Here is a 22129-nt window from a genome sequence, read left to right as displayed (position 1 = left end):
GGCTGGGGTGGGGGCTCTCTCCACGAGTTACATCGTGGAGAGAGCCCCCACCCGGATCGCATCTATGATGCGATCCGACCTCCCCCGCAAGCGGGAGAGGTGCAGCCAGTCTGCCGCTAAGCCGATTCAAATTGACGCCCTGGGATAATGGAGGACCTGCCATGACAATGACGACACGACGCGAGGCCATGGCGCTGATCTCGGGCGCATTGGCCAGCACCACGCTCAGCGGCCGTGCGTTTGCGGAAGGCGCGCCGAAGAAGGGCGGCACCTTGCGTATCTCGGCGCCGGCCAATCCGTCGAGCCTCGATCCCGCGACCGGCGGCGCCGGCTCCGACCACGCCTTCCTGTTCACGATGTACGACACGCTGACCGAATGGGAATTCGACACGCTGAAGCCGAGGCCCGGCCTTGCCGAAAGCTGGAAGTTCACCGATCCCACCACGCTGGTGCTCAACATTCGCGCCGGCGTCACCTTCCATGACGGCACGCCGCTCGATGCGGAAGCCGTCAAGTTCAATCTCGAGCGCAACCGCAGCGATGCGAAGTCGAACATCAAGGCCGATCTGCTCTCGGTCGCCTCGGTCGAGGTCACTGGCCCGCAGCAGGTGACGTTGAAGCTGAAGACACCCGATACCGCGCTGCCCGGCATTCTCTCCGATCGCGCCGGCATGATGGTGTCGCCGACGGCGCTGAAGGCGGCCGAGGGCGGCGTCGTGACGCGCAAGCCGGTCGGCGCCGGCGCCTATTCGTTCGTCAGCTGGGCCGACGGCGAGAAGATCGTGGTCAAGCGCAACGAGAAATACTGGAAGCCGGAGCGGCCGCTTCCCGACGCCATCGAGATCTCGATCATTCCCGAGCTCACCACCGGCGCCCGCTCGGTCACGGCCGGGCAGAACGATCTGATCTACCAGCTGCCGCCGCGGCAGAAGGTGATCATCGAGCGCGCCTCGAGCGTCAAGGTGGTGCATGGCCCGACGCTCTACGTGCTTCAGATCTTCCTGAACTGGGCCAAGCCGCCGTTCGACAATCTCAAGGTCCGCCAGGCGCTCAACTTCGCGATCGATCGCGAGTCCTTCGTCAAGGCCGCGCTCGCAGGTCTTGCGGAGCCCGCCTACATGAACCTGCCGAAGGCGCATTGGGCATACGACGCGGAGGTCGCAAAACTCTATCCCTATGATCCCGACCGAGCGCGCAAGCTGCTCGCCGAGGCCGGCTTCAAGGAGGGTACCCAGATCGAGCTCGGCGGCTATCCGGACCAGGATTCGGTGCAGCGTCAGGAGATCCTGATCGAGCAGCTGCGCAAGGCCGGCATCGGCGTGCGCTTCGTCAACGCCCCGATCGCGGAAGCTTCCGCCGCCTTCTTCGGCGCGGAGAAGAAGGGCGCCGGCCTGCTCTCGGCCTGGACCGGGCGGCCCGACCCGAGCCTGACTTACTCGCTGATGTTCACCAAGGACGCCTACTACAATGCCGGCCGCGCGCCGGTGCCGGCCGAGCTCGAGGCCGCGATCAAGGAATCGCGTGCATCTGAGGATATCGAGGTCAGGCGCAAGGCCTTCTCCACCGTGCAGCGGCTGGTGATGGAGAACGCCTTCGTCGCGCCGCTGGCGTTCCAGTTCGAGCTGGTCGCCATGAACAAGAAGGTGCAGGGCTATCGGCCGAACCTGCTCGGCAAGCCGAAATACGACGACGTTTGGTTGGAAGGCTGAACCATGGCGCGACGGTCACCAGTCAAGGTCGTCGGCAGCCGCCTCGTGCAGGCGCTGCCCGTGATCCTGCTCGCGACCTTCATGGTGTTCGCGCTGCTCAAGCTGGTGCCCGGCGACATCGCCGTGACGCTGGCGGGCGACAACGCGACCGACGCGCGGATCACCGAGATCAGGAGGATCTACGGCCTCGACCGCCCGTTCCTGGTGCAATACGGGGCCTGGCTCGGCAATGTCGCGCAGGGCGATCTCTCGCAATCGCTACTCACCGGCGAGAAGGTCGCGGACTCGATCAGCCGCGCGTTTCCGAACACGCTCCTGATCGTCGTGATCGCGCTGGTGCTGGCGCTGGTCACCGGCATCCCGATGGGCGTGATGGCCGCGATCAAGCCGAACGGCTGGATCGACAAGCTGATCAGCATGCTGGCGTCGCTCGGCGTCGCGGTGCCCGGCTTTTGGCTCGCGATGATCCTGGTGGCGGAATTCTCATTGAAGCTGAACTGGCTGCCGGCGACCGGCGCTAAATCCTTCAGCGCCTCGCCGGTCGATGCGATCAGGCATGCGCTGCTGCCGGGCATCGCGATCGCGGCTTACGGCATGGCCGAGGTCGCGCGCCAGCTGCGCGGCGCGCTGCTGGAGGTGCTGTCGTCGCAATATGTCCGCACCCTGCATGCCAAGGGGCTGTCGATGTCCCGCATCCTCTGGCAGCACGGCCTGAAGAATGTCGGCGTCAATCTGCTCACCATCATCAGCCTGTTGGTCAACCGCATGCTGGCGGCGACGGTGGTGATCGAGGCGGTGTTCGCGATTCCCGGCCTGGGCAGCCTGATCGTGCGCGGCGCGATCCAGCGCGATTTCCCGATCGTGCAGGGCGTCGTCTTCACCATGGTGGTGGTTGTCATCGCGGTGAATTTGATCGCCGATTTGCTGTGTGCTGCGGTCGATCCGAGGATCGAGCAATGACCGAGGTGGCGCTTGCTCCCCTGAAGGCACCGGCGAGGCCGACGCGGCTGCGCCGATTTGCGCGCTGGCTCGCCGGCGATCTCCGCGCGGCGCTGTCGATCCTGGTGCTCGTGGTGCTCGTCGTCGTCGCAATCGGTGCGCCCTGGATCGCGCCCTATGCGCCGACCGCACAGGACGTCAACAACATGCTGGCGCCGCCGGGGCCGGCCCATCTGCTCGGCACCGACGACCTCGGCCGCGACATCTTCTCCCGCCTGATCTACGGCGCGCCGGCCACCGTCTATGCCAGCCTGCTTGCGGTCGGCGTCGCGGTTCTGATCGGGCTGCCGGTCGGCCTGATCGCCGGCTATTTCGGCAGCTGGATCGACGACATCATCAGCCGCATCATCGACACCTTCCTGTCGTTCCCCGCCATCGTGCTGGCGATCGCCGTCACCGGCGCGCTCGGCATCGGGCTGACCAACGGCATGATCGCGGTCGGCATCACGATGTTCCCGGCGCTGGCCCGCATTGTCCGCGCCCGCACGCTGATCGTGCGGCAGGAGCTCTATGTCGATGCCTCCAGGGGATTCGGCGCGCCGACCTGGCATGTGCTGTGGCGCCACGTGCTGCCGAACACGCTGCAGCCGGTCATCGTGCAGGTGACGCTCTTGCTCGCCGCCGCGCTGCTGGCCGAGGCCAGCCTGTCGTTCCTCGGCCTCGGCATCCAGCCACCGGACCCGAGCTGGGGCGCCATGCTGGCGCGCGCCTATCAATACATGGAAATCGCGCCGGAGCAGATGTATGCGCCGGGCCTTGCCATTCTCGTCGTCTCCCTGGCGTTCAATGCGCTCGGGGAGTCCTTGCGTGTCGTGCTCGATCCGACCATGAAGGATCGTTGACTGTGAGACGTCGGCCGCTCGCGCACGATTTCTTCACCTCGCCCCGCTTGCGGGGAGAGGTAGCAAACTCACGGAATTGATCATGTCGTTCAAGAAATTGCTGATTGCCAACCGCGGTGAGATCGCGATCCGCATTGCCCGTGCCGCTGCCGACGGCGGCATCGCGACCGTCGCGATCTATCCCGCCGACGATGCCGCCTCGCTGCATGTCCGATCCGCCGACGCGAGCCACGAGATTCCAGGCCGCGGCGCGCGGGCCTATCTCGACATCGAGGCCGTCATCGCGGCGGCCAAGGCCGCAGGCTGCGATGCGCTGCATCCGGGCTACGGCTTCCTCAGCGAGAACACGCAACTCGCGCGGCGCTGTGCCGAGGAGAGGATCACCTTCGTCGGCCCGTCGCCGGAGGCGCTCGATCTGTTCGGCGACAAGGCCAAGGCAAAGGCGCTGGCGAAAAAATGCGGCGTCCCGATCATTGCCGGCACTTCGGGCGCGACCAGTCTGGACGAGGCAAAGGCGTTCTTCGCCGCGCTCGGCGCCGGCGCCGCCGTGATGATCAAGGCGATCGCCGGCGGCGGTGGGCGCGGCATGCGCGTGGTCGAGGATGCCGCCAAGCTCGACGAGGCCTATGCGCGCTGCCAGTCGGAGGCCAAGGCGGCGTTCGGCAGCGATGCGGTCTATGTCGAGCGGCTGATCCGCAAGGCCCGCCATATCGAGGTGCAGATCATCGGCGACCGCCATGGCGCCATCAGCCATCTCTGGGAGCGCGAATGCACCATCCAGCGCCGCAACCAGAAGCTGATCGAGGTGGCGCCGAGCCCGTCGCTGAGCGAGGGAATGCGCGCGCGCATCATCGAGGCGGCAAAGCAGCTCGCGTCCGCCGCGCGCTACGACAATCTCGGCACCTTCGAATTCCTGGTCGATGACGAAGCCGGGGAGAGCGAGGGTGCGTTTGCCTTCATCGAGGCCAATCCGCGGCTCCAGGTCGAGCACACCGTTACCGAAGAAGTGCTTGGCATCGACCTCGTGCGTTCGCAGCTCGCGGTCGCGGCCGGCGCCACGCTCGCTTCACTTGGGCTGGCGCAATCAGCGGTGCCGCTGCCGCGCGGCTATGCGATGCAGCTTCGCGTCAACATGGAAGTGATGGACGAGAAGGGCATCACAAAACCGACCGGCGGCACGCTCAGTGTGTTCGACCTGCCGTCCGGGCCCGGCGTTCGCGTCGATACGTTCGGCTATTCCGGCTACCGGACCTCTGCCGCGTTCGACTCGCTGCTGGCAAAAGTCATCGTGCATTCGCCGAGCCCAAAATGGACCGACGTGGTGCACAAGGCATCGCGCGCCCTGCGTGAATTCCGGATCGGCGGCGTCGCCACCAACATTCCGTTCCTCGGCGCGATCCTGGCGCATCAGAGCTTTGGGCGGAACAAGATCAGCACCAACTTCATCGACACCCATGTCGCGGCGCTGGTCGGCGCGGCGCAGGATCTCGCCGCACCATTGATCGAAGTGAGCGAAGCGACTGCGACCAAGGCCGTCGCCACTGAGGCGCCGCCCGAGGGATCGCTCCCGGTGCCCGCGCCGCTACAGGGCACCATCGTCGCAATCGAGGTCGCGGAGGGCGATCTGGTCCGTCCCGGCCAGCAGATCGCGGTGCTGGAATCGATGAAGATGGAGCATCTGGTCACGGCGCCGCATGGCGGCCGGGTGACCAGGATCGCGGGCGGCATCGGCGTCACCCTGATGCATGGCGAGCCGATCCTGTTCTTTGAGCCTGCCGAGGTCGACGGCCATCACGCGGCCGAGGAGGCCGCGATCGATCTCGATCACATCCGGCCTGATCTCGCCGAGCTGATCGCGCGCAAGGCGATCACGCTGGACGAGAACCGCCCGGCCTCGGTCGAGCGCCGCCGCAAGACCAACCAGCGCACCGCGCGCGAGAACATGGCGCAGCTGGTCGATGAGGGCTCGTTCGTCGAATATGGCTCGCTGGCGATCGCGGCGCAGCGCCGCCGCCGCAAGGTCGAGGACCTCATCAAGAACACGCCGGCCGACGGGCTGATCGCCGGCGTCGCCACCGTCAACGCAAAGGATTTCGGCGCCGACGGCGCGCGCTGCATGGTGATCTCCTACGACTACACCGTGCTCGCCGGCACGCAAGGGCACATGAACCACAAGAAGATCGACCGCATGCTCGGCCTCGCCGAGCAGTGGCGCATGCCGCTGGTGTTCTACGCCGAGGGCGGCGGCGGCCGTCCCGGCGATACCGACCGGCTCGGCATGACCGGCCTCGACGGCCCGTCCTTCGTGCAGTTCGCAAAACTCTCCGGGCTGGTGCCCGTGGTCGGCGTGGTCTCTGGCTATTGCTTCGCCGGCAACGCCGCGATGCTCGGCGTCTGCGATGTCATCATCGCGACCAGGAATGCCTCGATCGGCATGGGCGGTCCGGCGATGATCGAGGGCGGCGGGCTCGGCGTCTACCATCCGGCCGAGGTCGGCCCGGTCTCGTTCCAGTCGCCGAACGGCGTGATCGACATCCTGGTCGAGGACGAAGCCGAAGCGACCACGGTGGCGCAGAAATATCTGTCGTACTTCCAGGGCGCGGTGCAGGACTGGAAGGCGCCGGACCAGCGGCTGCTGCGCCGTGCGATTCCGGAGAATCGCCTGCGGGTCTACGATATCCGCAACGTCATCGACCTGATTGCCGACGAGGGCTCGGTGCTGGAGATCCGCAGGGATTTCGGCGTCGGCATGATCACCGCCTTCATCCGCATCGAGGGCAAGCCGTTCGGCCTGATCGCCAACAATCCAAAGCATCTCGGCGGCGCGATCGACGCGCCTGCCGGCGACAAGGCCGCGCGCTTCATGCAGCTATGCGACGCCTTCGACATTCCGATCGTCTCGCTATGCGACACGCCGGGCTTCATGGTCGGCCCCGAGGCCGAGAAGACCGCGATCGTGCGCCATGTCGCGCGGATGTTCGTCACCGGCGCCAGCATCACGGTGCCGCTGTTCGGTGTCGTGCTGCGCAAGGGCTACGGCCTTGGCGCGCAATCGATGATCGGCGGTGGCTTCCACGCCTCGTTCTTCACGGTGGCGTGGCCGACCGGCGAGTTCGGCGGCATGGGCCTCGAAGGCTATGTCCGCCTCGGCTTCCGCAAGGAGATGGAGGCGATCGCGGACCCGGTCGAGCGCGAAAAATATTTCCAGACCAAGGTCGCCGAGCTCTACGCCAACGGCAAGGCGGTCTCGATCGCCTCGGTGCTCGAGATCGACGAGGTGATCGATCCCGCCGACACCCGGCACTGGATCATGGCTGGCCTCCGCTCGGTGCCGAAGCCCGAACCGCGGACCCACCGCAAGCGGCCGTGCATCGATGCGTGGTGACTGAAGCGGAATGTGTAGGATGGGTAGAGCGAAGCGAAACCATCAATTCTTCATGCGCGGCGCAAATGATGGGTATCGCTTCGCTCCACCCATCCTACCGGGTGAATGCGGAGAGAGCTCACAAGTGGCGCAGCAAATTCAGTGTCGTCCCGGCGAAGGCCGGGACCCATAACCACCGATGGTCATTGTTGCACGGTGCTGGGGCCACAGCCTCCTCCAACAACCCAACCCTGTGGTTATGGGTCCCGGCCTTCGCCGGGACGACGGCGGTGGGTGTGGCTCGCGCTTCGCCTCAATACGCACGTTAGCCCAACCTCAACTCCGCATAGCTCTTCGCCGCCACCTCGTCGCACCGCGCGCGATACGCCGGTGCGCTGCCGCTGTAGCGGGCGACGATGCGGGTTTGCTTGCCCTCGACGTTGCGGTTGATGCCGGTCATCCAGGAATCGACCTCGTTGGAAAGCAAGCCTGTGCCGAGCGCTTTTACATGCTCGGTCCAGTCGGCGGTGCCTTCAGGCGTGGCGTCGAGGAAGCTCAGGCCTCTCTCCTGAGCGAAGCGGATCAGCCCGGTGACCCAGTCGACGCTGTATTCGATGCTGCGCGGGATATTGCCGAGCGCGGTGTGCGGGCCCATCAGCATCATCATGTTGGGGAAGCCGTCGACCATCAGCCCGAGATAGGTTTCCGGGCCGTGCGTCCATTTCTCCTTCAGCCGCGCACCGTGCGCGCCGCGGAAATCGATCCTGTCGAAGCTGCCGGTGATGGCATCGAAGCCGGTGGCGTAGATGATGATGTCGAAGGCGTAGTCCCTGTCGGTCGTCCGGATGCCCTCGGGCGTGATCCGCTCGATTGGCGTCTCCTTGATATCGACGAGCTCGACATTGTCGCGGTTGTAGACCTCGTAGTAGAAGGTCTCGAGCGGCAGCCGCCGCGTGCCGAAGCCGTGGTTCTTCGGGATCAGCATCTCGGCGACCGCCTGGTTCTTCACGCGCTGACGGATCTTGCGCGCGACGAAATCGCTGATCGTCGCATTCGCAGCGCGGTCGATCAGGATATCCTTGAAGTTGCCCTGCCAGATGCCAAACCCGCGTTCGCCATAGAGCTTCTCGTAGAACGCCTCGCGCTCCGCCTCGCTCACCTCGAAGGCGCCGCGCGGATCAGGGGTATGCACGAAGCAGGCGAACGTCTCCTTGCAACGCGCGAAGATCTTGGGATAGCCGGCCTTGATCCTGGCTTGCGTCTCGGCGTCGATCTTGCCGTTGTGCAGCGGCGCCGCCCAGTTGGCGGTGCGCTGGAACACGGTGAGATGCCCGACCTCGCCGGCGATGGTCTGGATGGTCTGGATGCCGGTCGCGCCGGTGCCGATCACGGCGACGCGCTTGCCGGTGAAATCCACTTTCTGCTTCGGCCAGCGCGCGGTGTGGAACGATTGGCCCCTGAAATCGTCGCGGCCCTCGATGCGCGGCAGGGTCGGCGTCGACAACGGACCGATCGCGGTGATCAGGAAGCGGCAGGCGTGCTGCGCGCCGCTCTCCAGCGTGATCCGCCAGCTTCGCGTGTCGTCCTGGTAGATCGCTGATGTGACCCGGCTCTCGAACTGGATGTCGCGGCGCAGGTCGAACTTGTCGGCGACATAGTTGCAGTAGCGCAAGGTCTCGGGCTGGCCGGCGAAATGCTCCGACCATTCCCATTCCTCGAGCAGCTCCTTCGAGAACGAATAGCCGTAGGAATAGCTCTCGGAATCGAAACGTGCGCCGGGATAGCGGTTCCAATACCAGGTGCCGCCGACGCCGGTGCCGGCCTCGAACACGCGCGCGCTAAGACCAAGCTCGCGCAGCCGATAAAGCTGGTACATGCCGGACAGGCCGGCGCCGATGATGACGACGTCGTGGTCCAGCGCAGCCGTCGGGGCGGTGTTGTCCTGGCGCAATTCGGCCACCTGTCGTTGCTCCCTGATGGATTGATTGCCGGCAAGGCTAACCGGTCTTCCTGCTGCCGACAAACATCGAACAGCGGGGCAGCTATCGGGATTTGCCGGGTGCGTCGGGTTGCGCGCATTCCGCGCGGCGGACTGTCCGCCCGGCGGCTTTACTCGGCCGCGGGATTCCCTCTATCGTCGGCCGACACAACGATCGCCCGCCAAGCGGCGACGGAACCTGTGGGAGTGAGGCGATGGGAGAGGCGCTGCGCAGGCCGAAGTCTACGGACGTCAGCAATCCCCGGCTCTATCAGGACGACACCTGGCGGCCGCTGTTCGCGCAGCTCCGCCGCGACGATCCCGTGCATTATTGCGAGGCGTCGGCCTACGGCCCGTACTGGTCGGTGACGCGCTACGACGACATCTTCGCGGTTGAGATCGATCACCAGAACTATTCGTCGGCCTCCGAGCTTGGCGGTATCCAGGTCGCGGACCAGCCGAAGGGGCAGGAGCGGCCGAGCTTCATCCGCATGGACCCGCCCGGCCACACCGCGCAGCGTCGCACCGTGGCGCCGATCGTGGCGCCGTCGAATCTCGCCAATTTCGACACCCTGATCCGCCAGCGCACCTCAGCCGTGCTCGACGCGTTGCCGCGCAACGAGACCTTCGACTGGGCCGAGCGGGTCTCGGTCGACCTCACCAACATGATGCTGGCGACGCTGTTCGATTTCCCATCTGACGACCGCGCCAAGCTGACCTGGTGGTCGGATGTCGCGATCGCCAACGTCGAATCCCCCGACGCAGTGGTGCATTCGGAGGCTGAACGCACCGCCGAACTGGTCAAGATGGGAGAATATTTCCGCAAGCTATGGGACGCGCGGATCGATGCGCCGCCAACTTTCGACCTGATCTCGATGCTGGCGCATTCGCCGGCGACGCGGAATCTGGAGCCGCGCGAGTTCATCGGCACGATCGGGCTGTTGATCGTCGGCGGCAACGACACCACGCGCAATTCGATGTCGGCCGGCCTGATGGCGCTGTGCGAGAACCCGGAGCAGTTCGAGCTGGTCCGCGCGAGGCCGGAGCTGATCCCGAACCTGGTCTCCGAGACCATCCGCTACCACACGCCGGTGCTGCACATGCGCCGCACCGCACGCAACGATGTCGAGCTTGCCGGCCGCCGGATCAGCAAGGGCGACAAGGTCGTGATGTGGTACATCTCCGGCAACCGCGACGAGGATAAGATCGAGCGTGCCGACGAATTCATCATCGACCGCGCCAAGCCGCGTCAGCATCTCGCCTTCGGCGCCGGCGTCCACCGCTGCGTCGGCGACCGCCTCGCCGAGCAGCAGCTGCGCATCCTCTGGGAGGAGGTCCTGGCGCGCGATCTGCGTTTTCAGATGATGGGCCCGCCGCAAAGGCTCTATTCCAATTTCATCCGCGGTATACGAAGCTTGCCGGTGAGAATCGTGAATTGAAGGTGTGATTTGTCATTCCGGGGCGATGCGAAGCATCGAACCCGGAATCTCGAGATTCCGGGTCTGGTCCTTCGGACCATCCCGGAATGACGGGATCATCAAGAACAAGGAATCGGAATGAACGATCCCGTTGACGTCCTGATCATCGGCGCCGGCGCGTCCGGCGCTGCGGTGGCCTGGAGCCTCGCCGATACCAAGATGCACATCCTCTGCCTCGATCAGGGCGGCTGGATGAATCCGGCCGAATATCCGAGCACCGGGCGCGACTGGGAGGCGAAGTTCTACGGCGAGTGGTCGTCCAGCCCGAACGTCCGCCGCCGGCCCGAGGACTACCCGATCAACGACGACAATTCGCCGATCAAGGTCGTCAACTTCAACGCCGTCGGCGGCTCGACGGTGATGTACACCGCGCACTGGCCGCGGCTGCATCCGTCCGACTTCAAGGTGAAGACGCTCGACGGCGTCGCCGACGACTGGCCGATCGATTACGACGCGCTCACCCCGTTCTTCGAGGAGAACGATCGGATGATGGGCGTCTCAGGCCTGTCGGGCGATCCGCTGTCGCCGCTGAGCCACCCGCCGATGCCGCAGCAGCCGCTCGGACTATCGGGCCCGCTGATCGGCAACGCCATGAACAAGCTTGGCTGGCACTGGTGGCCGTCGGACACGACGGTGGCGACGATGGATTACGAGGGCAGGGCGCGCTGCATCAATCTCGGCCACTGCACGCCGGCCTGCGCGCAGGGTGCCAAGGCCTCGACCGACATCACCTACTGGCCGCACGCGGTCCGCGCCGGGGTCGAGCTCAAGACCCATTGCCGGGTGCGCGAGATCCTGACCAACGAGCACGGCATGGCCTCCGGCGTCGTCTATTACGACAAGGACGGTGTCGAGCAGTTTCAGCCGGCCGAAGTCGTCATCATCGCCTGCAACGGTGTCGGCACGCCGCGGCTGCTGCTCAATTCGGCGTCGGGCAAATTCCCGAATGGCCTCGCCAACTCGTCGGGCCTGGTCGGCAAGAACCTGATGTTCCACCCCTACGCGCAGATTTACGGCTTCGTGAAGGAGCCGACCGACAGCAACCGCGCGCCGCCGACCTGCCTGTGGAGCAAGGAGTTCTACGACACGGATCTGTCGCGCGGCTTCGTCCGCGGCTACGGCATCCAGTTCGGCCGCGGCGCCGGGCCGGTGTTCGAGGCGGTCGCGAGCGAGCAGAAGGGCATCCTGCCCTGGGGCAAGGATCATCACCGCGTGTTCCGCAAGCTCAACGGCCATCGTCTCGCGGTATCGGCGATCTGCGAGGATCTGCCGGAGGAGCACAACCGCGTCACGCTCGATCCCGTGCTGAAGGACAGCCACGGCATCCCCGCGCCGAAGATCGACTACACGATCAGCGCGAACAGCCGGAAGATGATGAACCACGGGCTGGCGCGCGGCCGGGAGATTCTCGAGGCCGCCGGCGCCACCGACATCTGCATCAACGATCCGATCCCGTGGGGCGGCTGGCATCTGCTCGGCACCGCGCGGATGGGCACCGATCCGGCGCGCTCCGTGGTCAACGAATGGGGCCGCTCGCACGACGTGAAGAACCTCTTCATCGTCGACGGCAGCATCTTCGTCACCTCGGGCGGCGTGAACCCGACCTCCACCATCCAGGCCCTTGCGCTCTACATCGCCGACCAGATGAAGCAGCGCCTCGCCAATCTGTTCGACTGAGACCGCCAGAGACCGACATGTCTGATAGCAATGAACTGACTGCAGCCCAGCGCGCCGATCTGCGCACCGTCGCCGCGATGATCGTTCCCGCAAGTGACGAGTACAAGGTGCCGGGGGCGGACGATGCCGCGATCCAGGCGGACATGCTGGCAACGCTCGGCCGCGACACCGCGCTGGTCGCGCGGGCGCTGGATCATCTGGCTGATCTTGCGGGCCGGCCGCTCGCCGAGCTCGACGATGCCGGGCGCGATGCGGTAGCGCAGGAGTTTCGCGCCCGTGGCGGCGCGGCAGCGGCAACGCTCGTCCGCGTAGTGCTGCAATGCTACTACCGCGACGACCGCGTGCTGCGCTCGCTCGGCCTCGAGCTGCGCGCGCCGTTTCCCAAAGGTCATGTGCTGCCGGAGGGCGACTGGTCGCTGCTCGATCCGGTCCGGGAGCGCGGCGGGTTGTTGCGGCGGGCGCCCTAACCAGTCGGGCAGGTGCCGTAACCACTTGCGGCGCGGGGAGCCGGTCACCATCTGAGGAGACCAAAGGACTCTCGCCATGCTGGATATTACCTCAGATACCGCCGGTGACACGCCGTCACCGCGAACGGCCGATGCTGCCCAGGATAACGACCGGGCTCTGCTGGATGCTTATTCCAATGCCGTGATCGACGTCACCGACCGCGTCGGCCCCGCCGTGGTCAGGGTCGAAACCGGGCCGAAAGTGCGCAATGCGCGCGAGCGCGGCGGGCTCGGCTCGGGCATCGTGATCTCGCCAGACGGGTTCGTGCTGACCAACAGCCATGTGGTCGGATCGTCGAAGGAGATCCGCCTGCGCGACACCGAGGGCTTCGTCACCGACGCCCATGTGCTCGGCGTCGATCCCGACACCGATCTCGCGCTGCTGCGGGCCGACGGCGCGCGCGATCTGCCTTACGCGTCGCTCGGCAACTCCAAGACGCTGCGGCGCGGCCAGCTCGTGGTCGCGATCGGCAATCCGCTCGGCTTCGAATCGACGGTCACCGCCGGCGTGGTCTCCGCGCTCGGCCGCTCGATCCGCTCGGTGAGCGGGCGGACCATCGAGGACGTGATCCAGACCGATGCCGCGCTCAACCCCGGCAATTCCGGCGGACCCCTGGTGTCGTCGAAGGGCGAGGTGATCGGCATCAACACCGCGATCATCAACGGCGCGCAGGGCATCTGCTTTGCGGTCGCCAGCAACACCGCGCAGTTCGTGCTGTCGGAGATCATCCGCCACGGCTATGTCCGCCGCGCCTATATCGGCGTCGCCGGCCAGACCGCGCCGGTGCCGCGGCGACACGCGGTGCTCGCCGGCGTCGAGAACAAGATGGGCGCGCTGTTGATGCAGATCGAGCCGGACAGCCCGGCCGCGCGCGCCGCGCTGCTGCCGGGCGATGTCGTGATCAGGCTCGACGGCATCGAGATCAACGGCGTCGACGATCTGATCCGCGCGCTCGATCACAGCCGGATCGACCGCACCCTGTCGATGGACGTGCTCCGCCTCGGCCGCCTGCGCGCGATCGAAATCCATCCGATCGAGCGCAAGCCCGCGAAGCAGTGATGCTCTCGTCGCGCGTGATGCACCCTTTCCCTTTGTGGGAGAGGGTCGCTTCGCGCAGCGAAGCGGGGTGAGGGGTCTCTCTCCGCGGACAGATACCGGGCGGCTCCAGCAACAACCCTAAGCCCCATGGTTCCTGCCTAGTTCAACGCAAACCAGACCTTGGCAACAAACGTCGCGCCGCACCAGTTCGAGGTCAGACCATCCGGGTTGGTAGCGAGATTCACACGGCCGCCTGGCTGCGCATTTGGATCGCCTGTAAAGACAAAGCAGTTTTCCTTCGTCAGATTGGTGTCGTAGTAGCGCAGGTCGAAGTTGAAAGCCTTGTGGGTGAAGGTCACGCCTGCCTGCCAATTGAGATAGGAAGGTAAAGGGAATCCGCCGAGTTGCTGGCGTTGATTGCCGAACCAGGAATAGCCGGCAGCGGTCGTGAAGGATATGGTTACGTCGTGCGGCAGCAATCGGCTCGGCACATCATAGCCGACGCCACCTGCCACATATTGGCTCCAAGCGCCGGTGTTCGAGACATTCGGTGAATAGGCGTAGCCCGCGGCGAGGCGGACTTGATCGCTGATTTTTCGATCGCCGCGGATGACCGTCTCCCAATAATTGATTCCGTTGGTCTCGCCGGGAAGCCGTTCTCCGGGATAAGCGAAATAGGTCACGCCAAAATCGAAATCGATGGTTGCGAACGTCGGACGGATACCGGCGGCGTAGGTGAATTCGGCGGCTGGCTGTGTCGGCAGGTTGACGGTGGCGACCGTTGTGCCGGCGTATAGCTGGCCCCATCTTGCTTCCAGGGCGGCGCCGACCGCAGGCCCATGATCGGACAATGTAACGCCGCGATAGATGTAGTCGGACGCAAGTCCCGCGCGGGCGCTGAATTCCAGTTCGTTCGAAGACGTCGTGTGGTTGGTGTCGGCTGCCGACCATCCGCGATTACCAAGGCCGATTGCTCCGGCTGAGCTGGGGGCTTGGCCATAAGCGAGATCGCTGATCGAAAGCACAAGCGATAGCGCGACCAACCCCGTGATCGAGCGACCACTTGTTGCGTCCTTTCGCTGCCGCACTGTCGCTTACCCTCCAAGAGCTACCGCGACGCCAACCAGTGCACTACCCACAGCCACCATCGAAAGCCCTGCCATCCAAGGTCGCAACCCGCTACGTACTCCAAATGCGCAACCACAGCAGAACAGCATCACGATGGCGACAACGTAGGTCACATGCAAGGCTAATCTGGGGTCGCGCAGCAGTACGAACGGAATTGTCAGCGGAAAGGTCGAAAGGAAACTCAATAAGCAAAGGCCCAGCGCTCCCGTCCAGTCGCGCTTCGTCAGCGTTGGGCCAAGGACCGGCTCAGGCATTTGCTGCAAAGTCTTCCGGAACACTTCCAATTGGTCCAGAGGTAGGATCGCCGCCAATTGAGTCGGCAATGCATCTGAGATGATGCGCTGCGCAGTTTCGGGATCGGGCGCCTGCCTGATTGCGCGGAGCGTCAAAGCCTTGTCTCCCCGGTCATTGATACGAGCCAGAAGATAAAGACCGCCGTCAACAATACCCCAGGCTAGATTGCAGCCTAGCGCTCCCATCAGCATCGTACGAATGTTGATGCCAGCACCCGATGCGATACTCAGCGAGCAGATGAAGGTAAGGGCCATAATCAGACCGAATAAGGTCTCCGAGATCCGTTCCATCGGATCCAGTACGCGTCGAGGTGCTAAGGCGTCTGACATGAAATCATCTCCCGCTGGCCTTCCTACGGATAAGGCATCGGCTGATGTTCAGCTTGTGGTCCAACACATGACCTATCCCGGGATGTCATTTTGACTTATCGAGCAGTCTGCCCATCCTCCGCTGGGTTCTTTGGTCGGTCTTGCGATAAGTCAATCTATCGGCCCATCGGCGGGCTGACCCAGATGTGCGCATTCGGCCCCTCTCGGACTTGCGGCAATATCCGCTTTCGCGCTCCCGTCAGCGCCGTACCCGCGTCAGCCGTTGGTCACGCGTCGGGTGCTTGCCCGCCGAGTCTCCCTTGCAGTGCCATGGGGTGAGAGTTTTTGGCCGCAATCGTGACGGACGCGGCGGCGTATTTCAGGAACTCGGAATAATAGAATTATCGGGCGGCTCACCTTCGAAGGAAGTTCCACGCGCAGTGGTGGCGGCAGGGGCGTTTCGAATGCGCAAGCATTGGAGCCGGGTGAAGGGCTCGATCCGCGAACTCGTCTGCGGAGAGGCCCCCTCATCCGGCGCTTCGCGCCACCTTCTCCCACAGGGGAGAAGGGTGGCCGTGTCGTCTCTAACCTTAAATCCTGTATCCGCACGTACGCACCAACGGCTCAAGCCGCTGGGGTTCTGACGACTGGCGAAGCGGCTAACTTCTTCATCAAGACGTGCCGCCCACCCTTCAGCGATCTCGCGCCACAGAACGTGGATACCGTTCCTCCTGGCTTGCCTTAGTTCGCGGGTTTTTTCCTATTTTCGATGTCGTCTATTGACCCTCGGCGCCGCCTCCTAAGCGGCGTGCGCTTGACGTACGGCCGCTATCCCCGTTCGGCGCATTCCCTTATGGTCGGCCACATGGATATAGCCGGCTTCGACCTCAACTTGATGAAGGCCTTCGATGCGCTGTACGCGGAGCGCCACGTGACGCGCGCTGGATCGCGGATCGGCCTCAGCCAGTCGGCGATGAGCGGAGCGCTCACGCGCTTGCGAGAGCTTCTTGGGGACGAGCTCTTCGTGCGAACGCCTTCAGGCATGCAGCCAACGCCCCGCGCCCATGACCTTGCTGGTCCCGTCTCGGATGCGCTCCGGCTTCTCCGGAGCGCGCTACAGGCCGATAGCTTCGATCCCGCGACGGCCGACAATACCGTCACGCTCGCGATGAGCGACTATGCGGCGTTCGTCCTGTTGCCGCCGCTCATGGCCCTCCTCAGCATCGACGCCCCGCACATCAACGTGCGGGTCTGCGGGATGTTCGGACGAGAAGAAGCTATCACGCTGCTCGACAGCGGCGAGGCGAACCTCGCGATCGGTTTCCCCGTCGAGACGTCGGCGCGCATCATCAGCAGCCCGCTCTTTTTTGAGAGTTTCGCCTGCGTCGTGCGGGAGGGACACCCGGCGTTCGCGGATGGTCCGAGCCTCAAGGCTTTCGCAGCGGCGCCGCATCTTCTGGTCTCTCCGGAAGGCGACCGCTCCGGGATCGTCGATCTGAGGCTTGCCGATCTCGGCCTCGAACGGCGCGTCGTACTGAGCCTGCCACAATTCCTGGCCGCCCCTTTCGTGATCGCCGGGACCGACCTCGTCGCGACGCTGGCCTCCCGGGTCGCACGAAGGTTCGCTGGTACCGGAGCAGGCATAGCGATTTATGATCCGCCGCTCGAACTGCCTACCTGGCCACTCCACCTGATGTGGCACCGGCGGGCGGATACGCATGGGGCTATTGCCTGGCTGCGCGGCATTATCACCAAAATCGCCGCCTCGGCTTGACGCCATCGGCGCGATCGATAGCGCCACATCAGAACTCGCGATTTCCATCCGTATTGCCGTTCCGCTTTGTTGGATTCACCGAAATTGAAGGGTGATCGACATGCGAGTTTTGGTAACAGGCGCGACTGGCTTGATCGGCGGTGCGGTAGCGCACCGATTGAAAGAGGGAGGCCATGAAGTCGTGGGACTCGCCCGGTCGGAAGCGAGCGCGACCAAGCTGCTCGACCGAGGTTTCGTGGCGAAGATAGGTGAGCTTGCCGACCCGGTGAGCTTGGCCTCGGCGGTGCGGCGCGTGGACGCCGTCGTCCATGCCGCTTCGCCCAACGATCAGAACGCTGCGTCTCTCGATGAGATTGCGACGCGCGCGATCCTCGAATCCCAGCGCGGAACGGGTAAGCGCTTCATCTATACCAGTGGCAGCTTGGTCTACGGCTCCACGGGTAACACGTCAGTCACCGAGCGCACTCCACTGAACCCGGTCGAGATGGTCCGCTGGCGCCAGGCCCTGGAACGCGAGATCCTCGCGGCCGAAGCCGGGGGCGTCCATCCGGTCGTTATCCGGCCTGCCTGGGTATATGGCAACTGGGGCGGCGCCGCGATGATGATGGTCGCAGCGGCCAAGGAACATGGTGCGGCGCTTCATGTCGGTGACGGTCAAAATCGCTGGTCGACCGTGCATGCCGACGATCTGGCCGATCTCTATGCGCTCGCGCTCGAGCGGGCACCGGCGGGATCCGTCTTCAATGGCGCGCACGGTTCGGCGCCGCGGCTCATCGAGATCGCACGTGCAGCGAGCGAGTTGGGCGGTGCCGGGGGCCGAGTAGCGGCATGGCCGCTCGAAGAGGCGCGCAAGGTCCTCTGGGGTTTCGCCGATGCGATCGCCTCCGATCAGATCATCTCGGGCGAGAAGGCGAAGCGCGAACTCGGCTGGAATCCTTCGCGGGGATCGATCATCGACGAGTTACGCGCTTATGCGTTGGCGGTCGCTTAAGTCATGCACCTAATATTCATTATGCTGCTTGCCGTTGCCTTCGCCAGTGCAGGTCTGTTCAATGCGATCGCGACGTCGACGACGCGGAGCAACTTTGTTCGATGGGGGTATCCCGCGTGGTGGTGCCGGGTCACCGGCGGATTGGAGATATCGGCCGCGATCCTGGTCGCCATACCGGCAACCCGTGCAGCAGGCTTGATCCTCTGCGCCGTCATTCTCGCGGCGGCAGCTTTGACCATTCTGCGACATCGGGAGTTTTCCCACCTCGTACCGATCGGTTGCTTCGCTGCCTTGCTCCTGATGGCGAGTCGGATTTCCTGAAAGATCGGCGGCTCCGGGCACTTGAGGAGGCTGCCGATCGGCTTGAAATGCCCAAGGGGCACTGGGAGCGTTGCGCAATTTCGGAATAATAGAAGATATCGCTGAGTTGCCCGACGTGTCAAGTCGCTTGTCCGAGGGCCAGCGGCTGCCCTGCTACTTTGCATGGGGTTGTTTTCGATGTTTTGGCGGCGGTCATCCGGCGCGGACTTGTGTCCGCGCGACCTTCTCCGACGAGGAAAGGGAGAGGAGCCCGCGGCTCCGCTACCGCAGCGCTGCGAGCAGCTCGTCGGGCTGCTCGACCATCATCATGTGGCCGGCGCCGGGCAGCACCACGGTGCGGGCATTCGGTGTCGCGGCGGCGAGCGCCTTGCCGGCCTTGGCGGGGGTCATCATGTCGCGCTCGCCGAGGATGAAGGTCGCGGGCACCTTGACCGCGGCGGCTGCGGTCAGGGCGTTCTGATAGGCGTTGCAGGCGTTGAGGTCGTTGTACAGCACGCCCGGCTTCGCCTCCTGCAGCACCCGCTGCGCGCCCTGGTGCATCCACAGGCCCGGCGCGAGGCTGCCGCCGAGCTCTGCCTTGAAGCCGAGGCCCCAGATCGAGACCATGTCGATCGCCGCGACATCATTGGCTTCGGCGGCCTTCAAGAGATCGGGGCCGACCGTCATAGTCGCGGCGGTGCCGATCAGCGCGAGGCCGGAGACCTTGTCGGGATGCCGCGCCGAGGTTTCGATCGCGATCAGCGAGCCCATCGAATGGCCGATCAGCCGCGCCTTCGATGCGCCGGCTGCCGTGATCAGCGCCGCGATCCAGTCGGCCATCTCGGCGATGGTCTTCAGCGGCTTGCCGGCGGAGCGGCCATGGCCCGGCAGGTCCGGCGCCAGCACGGAGAATCCGTGATGGGCGAACCAGCGGCTGTGCAGCGACCAGGTCGAAGAGTCGAAGCCGGCGCCGTGGATCATCACCACCGCCGGCAGCGACGGGTCGAACGGCCTGCCGCCGGTCGCGATGAAGGTGTCTGATCCGTTCACGGAAAGCTGCATGGTCAGGTCCTTTGCGAGGCGCGCAGCGCCTGGCCGAGATCGTCGATGATATCCTGCGCGGTTTCGATGCCGACCGAGAGCCGCACCAGTTCCTCGCCGATGCCGGCGGCCTTGAGCTGCCCGGCATCCATCTGCTGGTGCGTGGTGCTGGCGGGATGGATCACCAGCGTCTTGGCATCGCCGACATTGGCGAGATGGCTGATCAGCTTCAACGACTCGATGAACTTCTTGCCGGCGGCGCGGCCGCCCTTGATGCCGAAGCTGACGATCGAGCCGGCGCCGCGCGGCAGCAGCTTCTTGGCCAGCGCGTAATCCGGATGCGTCTCCAGCGAGGGATGCAGCACCCAGTCGACCGCCTTGTTCGCGGCGAGGGCGTCCAGCACCGCGTGGGTGTTGCTGACGTGGCGGTCCATGCGGACGCCGAGCGTCTCGATGCCCTGCAGCAGCTGGAAGGCGTTGGTCGGCGACAGGCAGGCGCCGAAATCGCGCAGGCCCTCGGTGCGGGCGCGCATGATGAAGGCGGCCTTGCCGAACTGCTCGTCGAAGACGATGCCGTGATAGCCGGCATAGGGCTCGGTGAGCTGCGGGAATTTGCCGGAGGCGCGCCAGTCGAACCGGCCGCCGTCGACGATCACGCCACCGATCGCGATGCCATGGCCGCCCATCCACTTGGTCGCCGAGTTCATCGTGATGTCGGCGCCGAGCTCGATCGGTTGGCTGAGATAGGGCGTCGCAAAGGTGTTGTCGATCAACAGCGGGATCTTCGCATTATGCGCGATCTCCGCGACCGCAGGGATATCGAGCACCTCGAGCCCGGGATTGCCGATGGTCTCGCCGATCACGAGGCGGGTGTTCGGCTTGATCGCGGCACGGAATTCGTCGAGCGCACGCGGCTTCACGAACGTCGTGGTGATGCCGAACCGCGGCAGCGTGTGCGCCAGCAAATTGATGGTGCCGCCATAGAGCGAGGCGGAGGCGACGATATGGTCGCCGGCATTGAGCAGCGTTGCGATCGCCAGATGCATCGCGGCCATGCCGCTGGCGGTGCAGATCGCGCCGACGCCGCATTCAAGCGCGGCGATGCGCTCTTCCAACACAGCGGTCGTCGGGTTGGAGATGCGGGTGTAGATGTGGCCGGCACGTTCGAGGTTGAACAGCGCCGCGGCGTGGTCAGCGTCCTGGAACACGTAGGACGTGGTCTGATAGATCGGAACCGCGCGCGCGCCGGTCGCGGGATCGGGGCGCTGGCCGGCGTGCAGGCTCAGGGTTTCGAAGGCAGGCGGCTTGGGTGCGGGCATGCGAAACTCGTCAGGTCAGTCGATGGGGGTGATATCTGTGCCGGTTTACACGTGAACTGCGGTGCGAACGCGGCCGACATTGCCGAACACGCGCAAATAGCGCTCGACCTCGGAGGGGATGCCGGTCGCCTTCTCCGGATTGTCGGAGAGCTTGACGGCCGGGCGTCCGTCGACCGACGTCACCTTGCAGACGATCGAGATCGGGTCGAGCTCGGCGGTGCCATCCGGCGCGCAGCCGACGAAATCGTTGGTGAGGTTGGTGCCCCAGCCGAAGCTGACGCGCACGCGCCCCTTGAAATGGTGAAACGTCTCCTCGATCGAGCCGACATCCATCGCGTCGGAGAACACCAGCAGCTTCTCCTTGGGGTCGCGGCCCTTCTGCTTCCACCATTTGATGATCTCTTCGCCGGCCGTGATCGGCGGCGCGCTGTCGGGTCGAAAGCCGGTCCAGTCGGCGACCCAATCCGGCGCGTCGCGCAGGAACGGCTTGGTGCCGAAGGCGTCGGGCAGTGCGATCAGCAGGTTGCCGCCATAGGTGTGGCGCCATTGATCGAGGATGCGATAGGGCGCCCAGCGCAGCGCCTCGTCGTCATTGGCGAGCGCGGCGGCGACCATCGGCAGCTCATGCGCGTTGGTGCCGATCGCCTCGAGGTCGTTGTCCATCGCGAGCAGCACGTTCGACGTGCCGGTGAAGGAGGGGCCGAGGCCTTCCTTCACCGCCTCGACGCACCAGCGCTGCCAGAGGAAGCCGTGGCGGCGGCGTGTGCCGAAATCGGACAGCCGCAAGCCGTCCAGCTTGCGCAGCCGTTCGACCTTGGCCCACAGCTTCGCCTTGGCGCGCGCATAGAGCACGTCGAGCGCGAAGCGGCCGTAGGTCTTGGTCGCCGCGCGCGAGCGCAGCTCGTTGAGGATCGCGAGCGCCGGGATCTCCCACATCGTGGTGTGGGTCCACGGCCCGTGGAAATGCAGCTCATACTGGCCGTCGACCTTGTGCAGCTCGTAGTCGGGCAGCCGGAAGGTCGAGAGCCAGTTGATGAAATCGGGCGAGAACATCTGGGTCTTGCCGTAGAACGTGTTGCCGGCGAGCCAGATCAGCTCCTTCTTGGTGAAGCGGATGGTGCGGGCGTGGTCGAGCTGGGCGCGCAGCTCGGCCTCGTCGATGACCTCGGCGAGCCGGATATGGGTCGAGCGGTTGATCACCGAAAAGGTCGTGCGGGTGTCCGGATAGCATTCCCGGATCATCTGCTGCATCAACAGCTTGTAGAAATCGGTGTCCAGCAGGCTGCGCACGATCGGGTCGAGCCGCCAGCCGTGGTTGTAGGTCCGGGTCGCGATATCTGTCACGGTCATGCGGGAACCTTAGCCTGCCGGGCGCCGCCCGC

General features: G+C 65.0%; 17 protein-coding genes. 11 read left to right on the top strand and 6 right to left on the bottom strand.

Annotated features, from left to right (window positions below):
- Window positions 1–161 precede the first annotated feature (161 nt).
- The 4 genes from AC1VNY_RS11575 (at window position 162) to AC1VNY_RS11560 (ending at window position 6935) form a co-directional block, all read left to right on the top strand.
- Complete coding sequence (locus AC1VNY_RS11575) at window positions 162–1709, top strand: ABC transporter substrate-binding protein (RefSeq protein ID WP_482405239.1); 1548 nt, start codon at window positions 162–164, stop codon at window positions 1707–1709.
- Between the two features lie 3 nt (window positions 1710–1712).
- A complete protein-coding gene (locus AC1VNY_RS11570; RefSeq protein WP_482405238.1) occupies window positions 1713–2669 on the top strand; it encodes an ABC transporter permease in 957 nt (318 codons plus the stop codon).
- Window positions 2666–3550, top strand: coding sequence for an ABC transporter permease (locus AC1VNY_RS11565; RefSeq protein WP_482405237.1), 885 nt, complete (start codon window positions 2666–2668; stop codon window positions 3548–3550). Before AC1VNY_RS11570 ends, AC1VNY_RS11565 begins: the two co-directional genes overlap by 4 nt.
- A gap of 82 nt (window positions 3551–3632) precedes the next feature.
- Entirely contained in the window at window positions 3633–6935 is a 3303-nt protein-coding gene (locus AC1VNY_RS11560) for a carboxyl transferase domain-containing protein (RefSeq protein WP_482405236.1), read from the top strand.
- Between the two features lie 304 nt (window positions 6936–7239).
- Here AC1VNY_RS11560 and AC1VNY_RS11555 read toward each other — a convergent pair whose 3' ends face one another.
- Window positions 7240–8874, bottom strand: coding sequence for a flavin-containing monooxygenase (locus AC1VNY_RS11555; RefSeq protein WP_482405235.1), 1635 nt, complete (start codon window positions 8872–8874; stop codon window positions 7240–7242).
- A gap of 233 nt (window positions 8875–9107) precedes the next feature.
- On the opposite strand from AC1VNY_RS11555, the gene AC1VNY_RS11550 reads away from it, so the two are divergent.
- The 4 genes from AC1VNY_RS11550 to AC1VNY_RS11535 all read left to right on the top strand — a co-directional run bounded on the left by AC1VNY_RS11550 (window position 9108) and on the right by AC1VNY_RS11535 (window position 13613).
- The gene (locus AC1VNY_RS11550) at window positions 9108–10331 is read left to right on the top strand and encodes a cytochrome P450 (protein ID WP_482405234.1); all 1224 of its coding nucleotides are present in this window, start codon (window positions 9108–9110) and stop codon (window positions 10329–10331) included.
- 117 nt (window positions 10332–10448) lie between these two features.
- Window positions 10449–12047: a GMC family oxidoreductase gene (locus tag AC1VNY_RS11545; RefSeq protein ID WP_482405233.1), complete on the top strand. Its 1599-nt coding sequence runs from the start codon at window positions 10449–10451 to the stop codon at window positions 12045–12047.
- 17 nt (window positions 12048–12064) lie between these two features.
- Window positions 12065–12514, top strand: coding sequence for a hypothetical protein (locus AC1VNY_RS11540; protein ID WP_482405232.1), 450 nt, complete (start codon window positions 12065–12067; stop codon window positions 12512–12514).
- Window positions 12515–12590: 76 nt separating this feature from the next.
- Window positions 12591–13613 (top strand): S1C family serine protease, encoded by a 1023-nt coding sequence (locus AC1VNY_RS11535; protein WP_482405231.1) that lies wholly within the window; start codon window positions 12591–12593, stop codon window positions 13611–13613.
- Window positions 13614–13750: 137 nt separating this feature from the next.
- Here AC1VNY_RS11535 and AC1VNY_RS11530 read toward each other — a convergent pair whose 3' ends face one another.
- Window positions 13751–14680: a TorF family putative porin gene (locus tag AC1VNY_RS11530; RefSeq protein ID WP_482405230.1), complete on the bottom strand. Its 930-nt coding sequence runs from the start codon at window positions 14678–14680 to the stop codon at window positions 13751–13753.
- A 6-nt stretch (window positions 14681–14686) separates the two neighbouring features.
- Entirely contained in the window at window positions 14687–15343 is a 657-nt protein-coding gene (locus AC1VNY_RS11525; protein WP_482405229.1) for a VIT1/CCC1 transporter family protein, read from the bottom strand.
- A gap of 844 nt (window positions 15344–16187) precedes the next feature.
- Between AC1VNY_RS11525 and AC1VNY_RS11520 the strand changes: the two genes are divergently transcribed.
- The 3 genes from AC1VNY_RS11520 (at window position 16188) to AC1VNY_RS11510 (ending at window position 18408) form a co-directional block, all read left to right on the top strand.
- Window positions 16188–17096: a LysR family transcriptional regulator gene (locus AC1VNY_RS11520; protein WP_482405228.1), complete on the top strand. Its 909-nt coding sequence runs from the start codon at window positions 16188–16190 to the stop codon at window positions 17094–17096.
- A 100-nt stretch (window positions 17097–17196) separates the two neighbouring features.
- Window positions 17197–18087, top strand: a complete 891-nt coding sequence (locus AC1VNY_RS11515) for an NAD-dependent epimerase/dehydratase family protein (RefSeq protein ID WP_482405245.1) — start codon at window positions 17197–17199, stop codon at window positions 18085–18087.
- 21 nt (window positions 18088–18108) lie between these two features.
- Window positions 18109–18408: a DoxX family protein gene (locus AC1VNY_RS11510; protein WP_482405227.1), complete on the top strand. Its 300-nt coding sequence runs from the start codon at window positions 18109–18111 to the stop codon at window positions 18406–18408.
- A 261-nt stretch (window positions 18409–18669) separates the two neighbouring features.
- On the opposite strand, the gene AC1VNY_RS11505 is transcribed toward AC1VNY_RS11510, so the two are convergent.
- Genes AC1VNY_RS11505 through pncB form a run of 3 tightly spaced genes read right to left on the bottom strand, consistent with a single transcriptional unit; the run spans window position 18670 to window position 22097 of the window.
- A complete protein-coding gene (locus AC1VNY_RS11505; protein WP_482405226.1) occupies window positions 18670–19449 on the bottom strand; it encodes an alpha/beta fold hydrolase in 780 nt (259 codons plus the stop codon).
- A 2-nt stretch (window positions 19450–19451) separates the two neighbouring features.
- Complete coding sequence (locus AC1VNY_RS11500) at window positions 19452–20747, bottom strand: O-acetylhomoserine aminocarboxypropyltransferase (RefSeq protein ID WP_482405225.1); 1296 nt, start codon at window positions 20745–20747, stop codon at window positions 19452–19454.
- A gap of 45 nt (window positions 20748–20792) precedes the next feature.
- Window positions 20793–22097, bottom strand: a complete 1305-nt coding sequence (pncB, locus tag AC1VNY_RS11495) for a nicotinate phosphoribosyltransferase (protein ID WP_482405224.1) — start codon at window positions 22095–22097, stop codon at window positions 20793–20795.
- Window positions 22098–22129: the final 32 nt, after the last annotated feature.

The sequence above is a fragment of the Bradyrhizobium ferriligni genome (genome assembly GCF_056837965.1).
The sequence above is the reverse complement of the archived record's forward strand: the minus strand, read 5'-3'. Positions and strand labels throughout refer to the sequence as shown.

Bases quoted from the DNA above. Each gene is read 5' to 3' on its own strand.
- AC1VNY_RS11535 (WP_482405231.1), top strand. From the start codon at position 12,591: ATGCTGGATATTACCTCAGATACCGCCGGTGACACGCCGTCACCGCGA.
- AC1VNY_RS11560 (WP_482405236.1), top strand. From the start codon at position 3,633: ATGTCGTTCAAGAAATTGCTGATTGCCAACCGCGGTGAGATCGCGATC.
- AC1VNY_RS11565 (WP_482405237.1), top strand. From the start codon at position 2,666: ATGACCGAGGTGGCGCTTGCTCCCCTGAAGGCACCGGCGAGGCCGACG.
- AC1VNY_RS11510 (WP_482405227.1), top strand. From the start codon at position 18,109: ATGCTGCTTGCCGTTGCCTTCGCCAGTGCAGGTCTGTTCAATGCGATC.
- AC1VNY_RS11500 (WP_482405225.1), bottom strand. From the start codon at position 20,747: ATGCCCGCACCCAAGCCGCCTGCCTTCGAAACCCTGAGCCTGCACGCC.
- AC1VNY_RS11520 (WP_482405228.1), top strand. From the start codon at position 16,188: ATGGATATAGCCGGCTTCGACCTCAACTTGATGAAGGCCTTCGATGCG.
- AC1VNY_RS11525 (WP_482405229.1), bottom strand. From the start codon at position 15,343: ATGTCAGACGCCTTAGCACCTCGACGCGTACTGGATCCGATGGAACGG.
- AC1VNY_RS11515 (WP_482405245.1), top strand. From the start codon at position 17,197: ATGCGAGTTTTGGTAACAGGCGCGACTGGCTTGATCGGCGGTGCGGTA.
- AC1VNY_RS11570 (WP_482405238.1), top strand. From the start codon at position 1,713: ATGGCGCGACGGTCACCAGTCAAGGTCGTCGGCAGCCGCCTCGTGCAG.
- AC1VNY_RS11540 (WP_482405232.1), top strand. From the start codon at position 12,065: ATGTCTGATAGCAATGAACTGACTGCAGCCCAGCGCGCCGATCTGCGC.
- AC1VNY_RS11575 (WP_482405239.1), top strand. From the start codon at position 162: ATGACAATGACGACACGACGCGAGGCCATGGCGCTGATCTCGGGCGCA.
- AC1VNY_RS11550 (WP_482405234.1), top strand. From the start codon at position 9,108: ATGGGAGAGGCGCTGCGCAGGCCGAAGTCTACGGACGTCAGCAATCCC.
- AC1VNY_RS11505 (WP_482405226.1), bottom strand. From the start codon at position 19,449: ATGCAGCTTTCCGTGAACGGATCAGACACCTTCATCGCGACCGGCGGC.
- pncB (WP_482405224.1), bottom strand. From the start codon at position 22,097: ATGACCGTGACAGATATCGCGACCCGGACCTACAACCACGGCTGGCGG.
- AC1VNY_RS11545 (WP_482405233.1), top strand. From the start codon at position 10,449: ATGAACGATCCCGTTGACGTCCTGATCATCGGCGCCGGCGCGTCCGGC.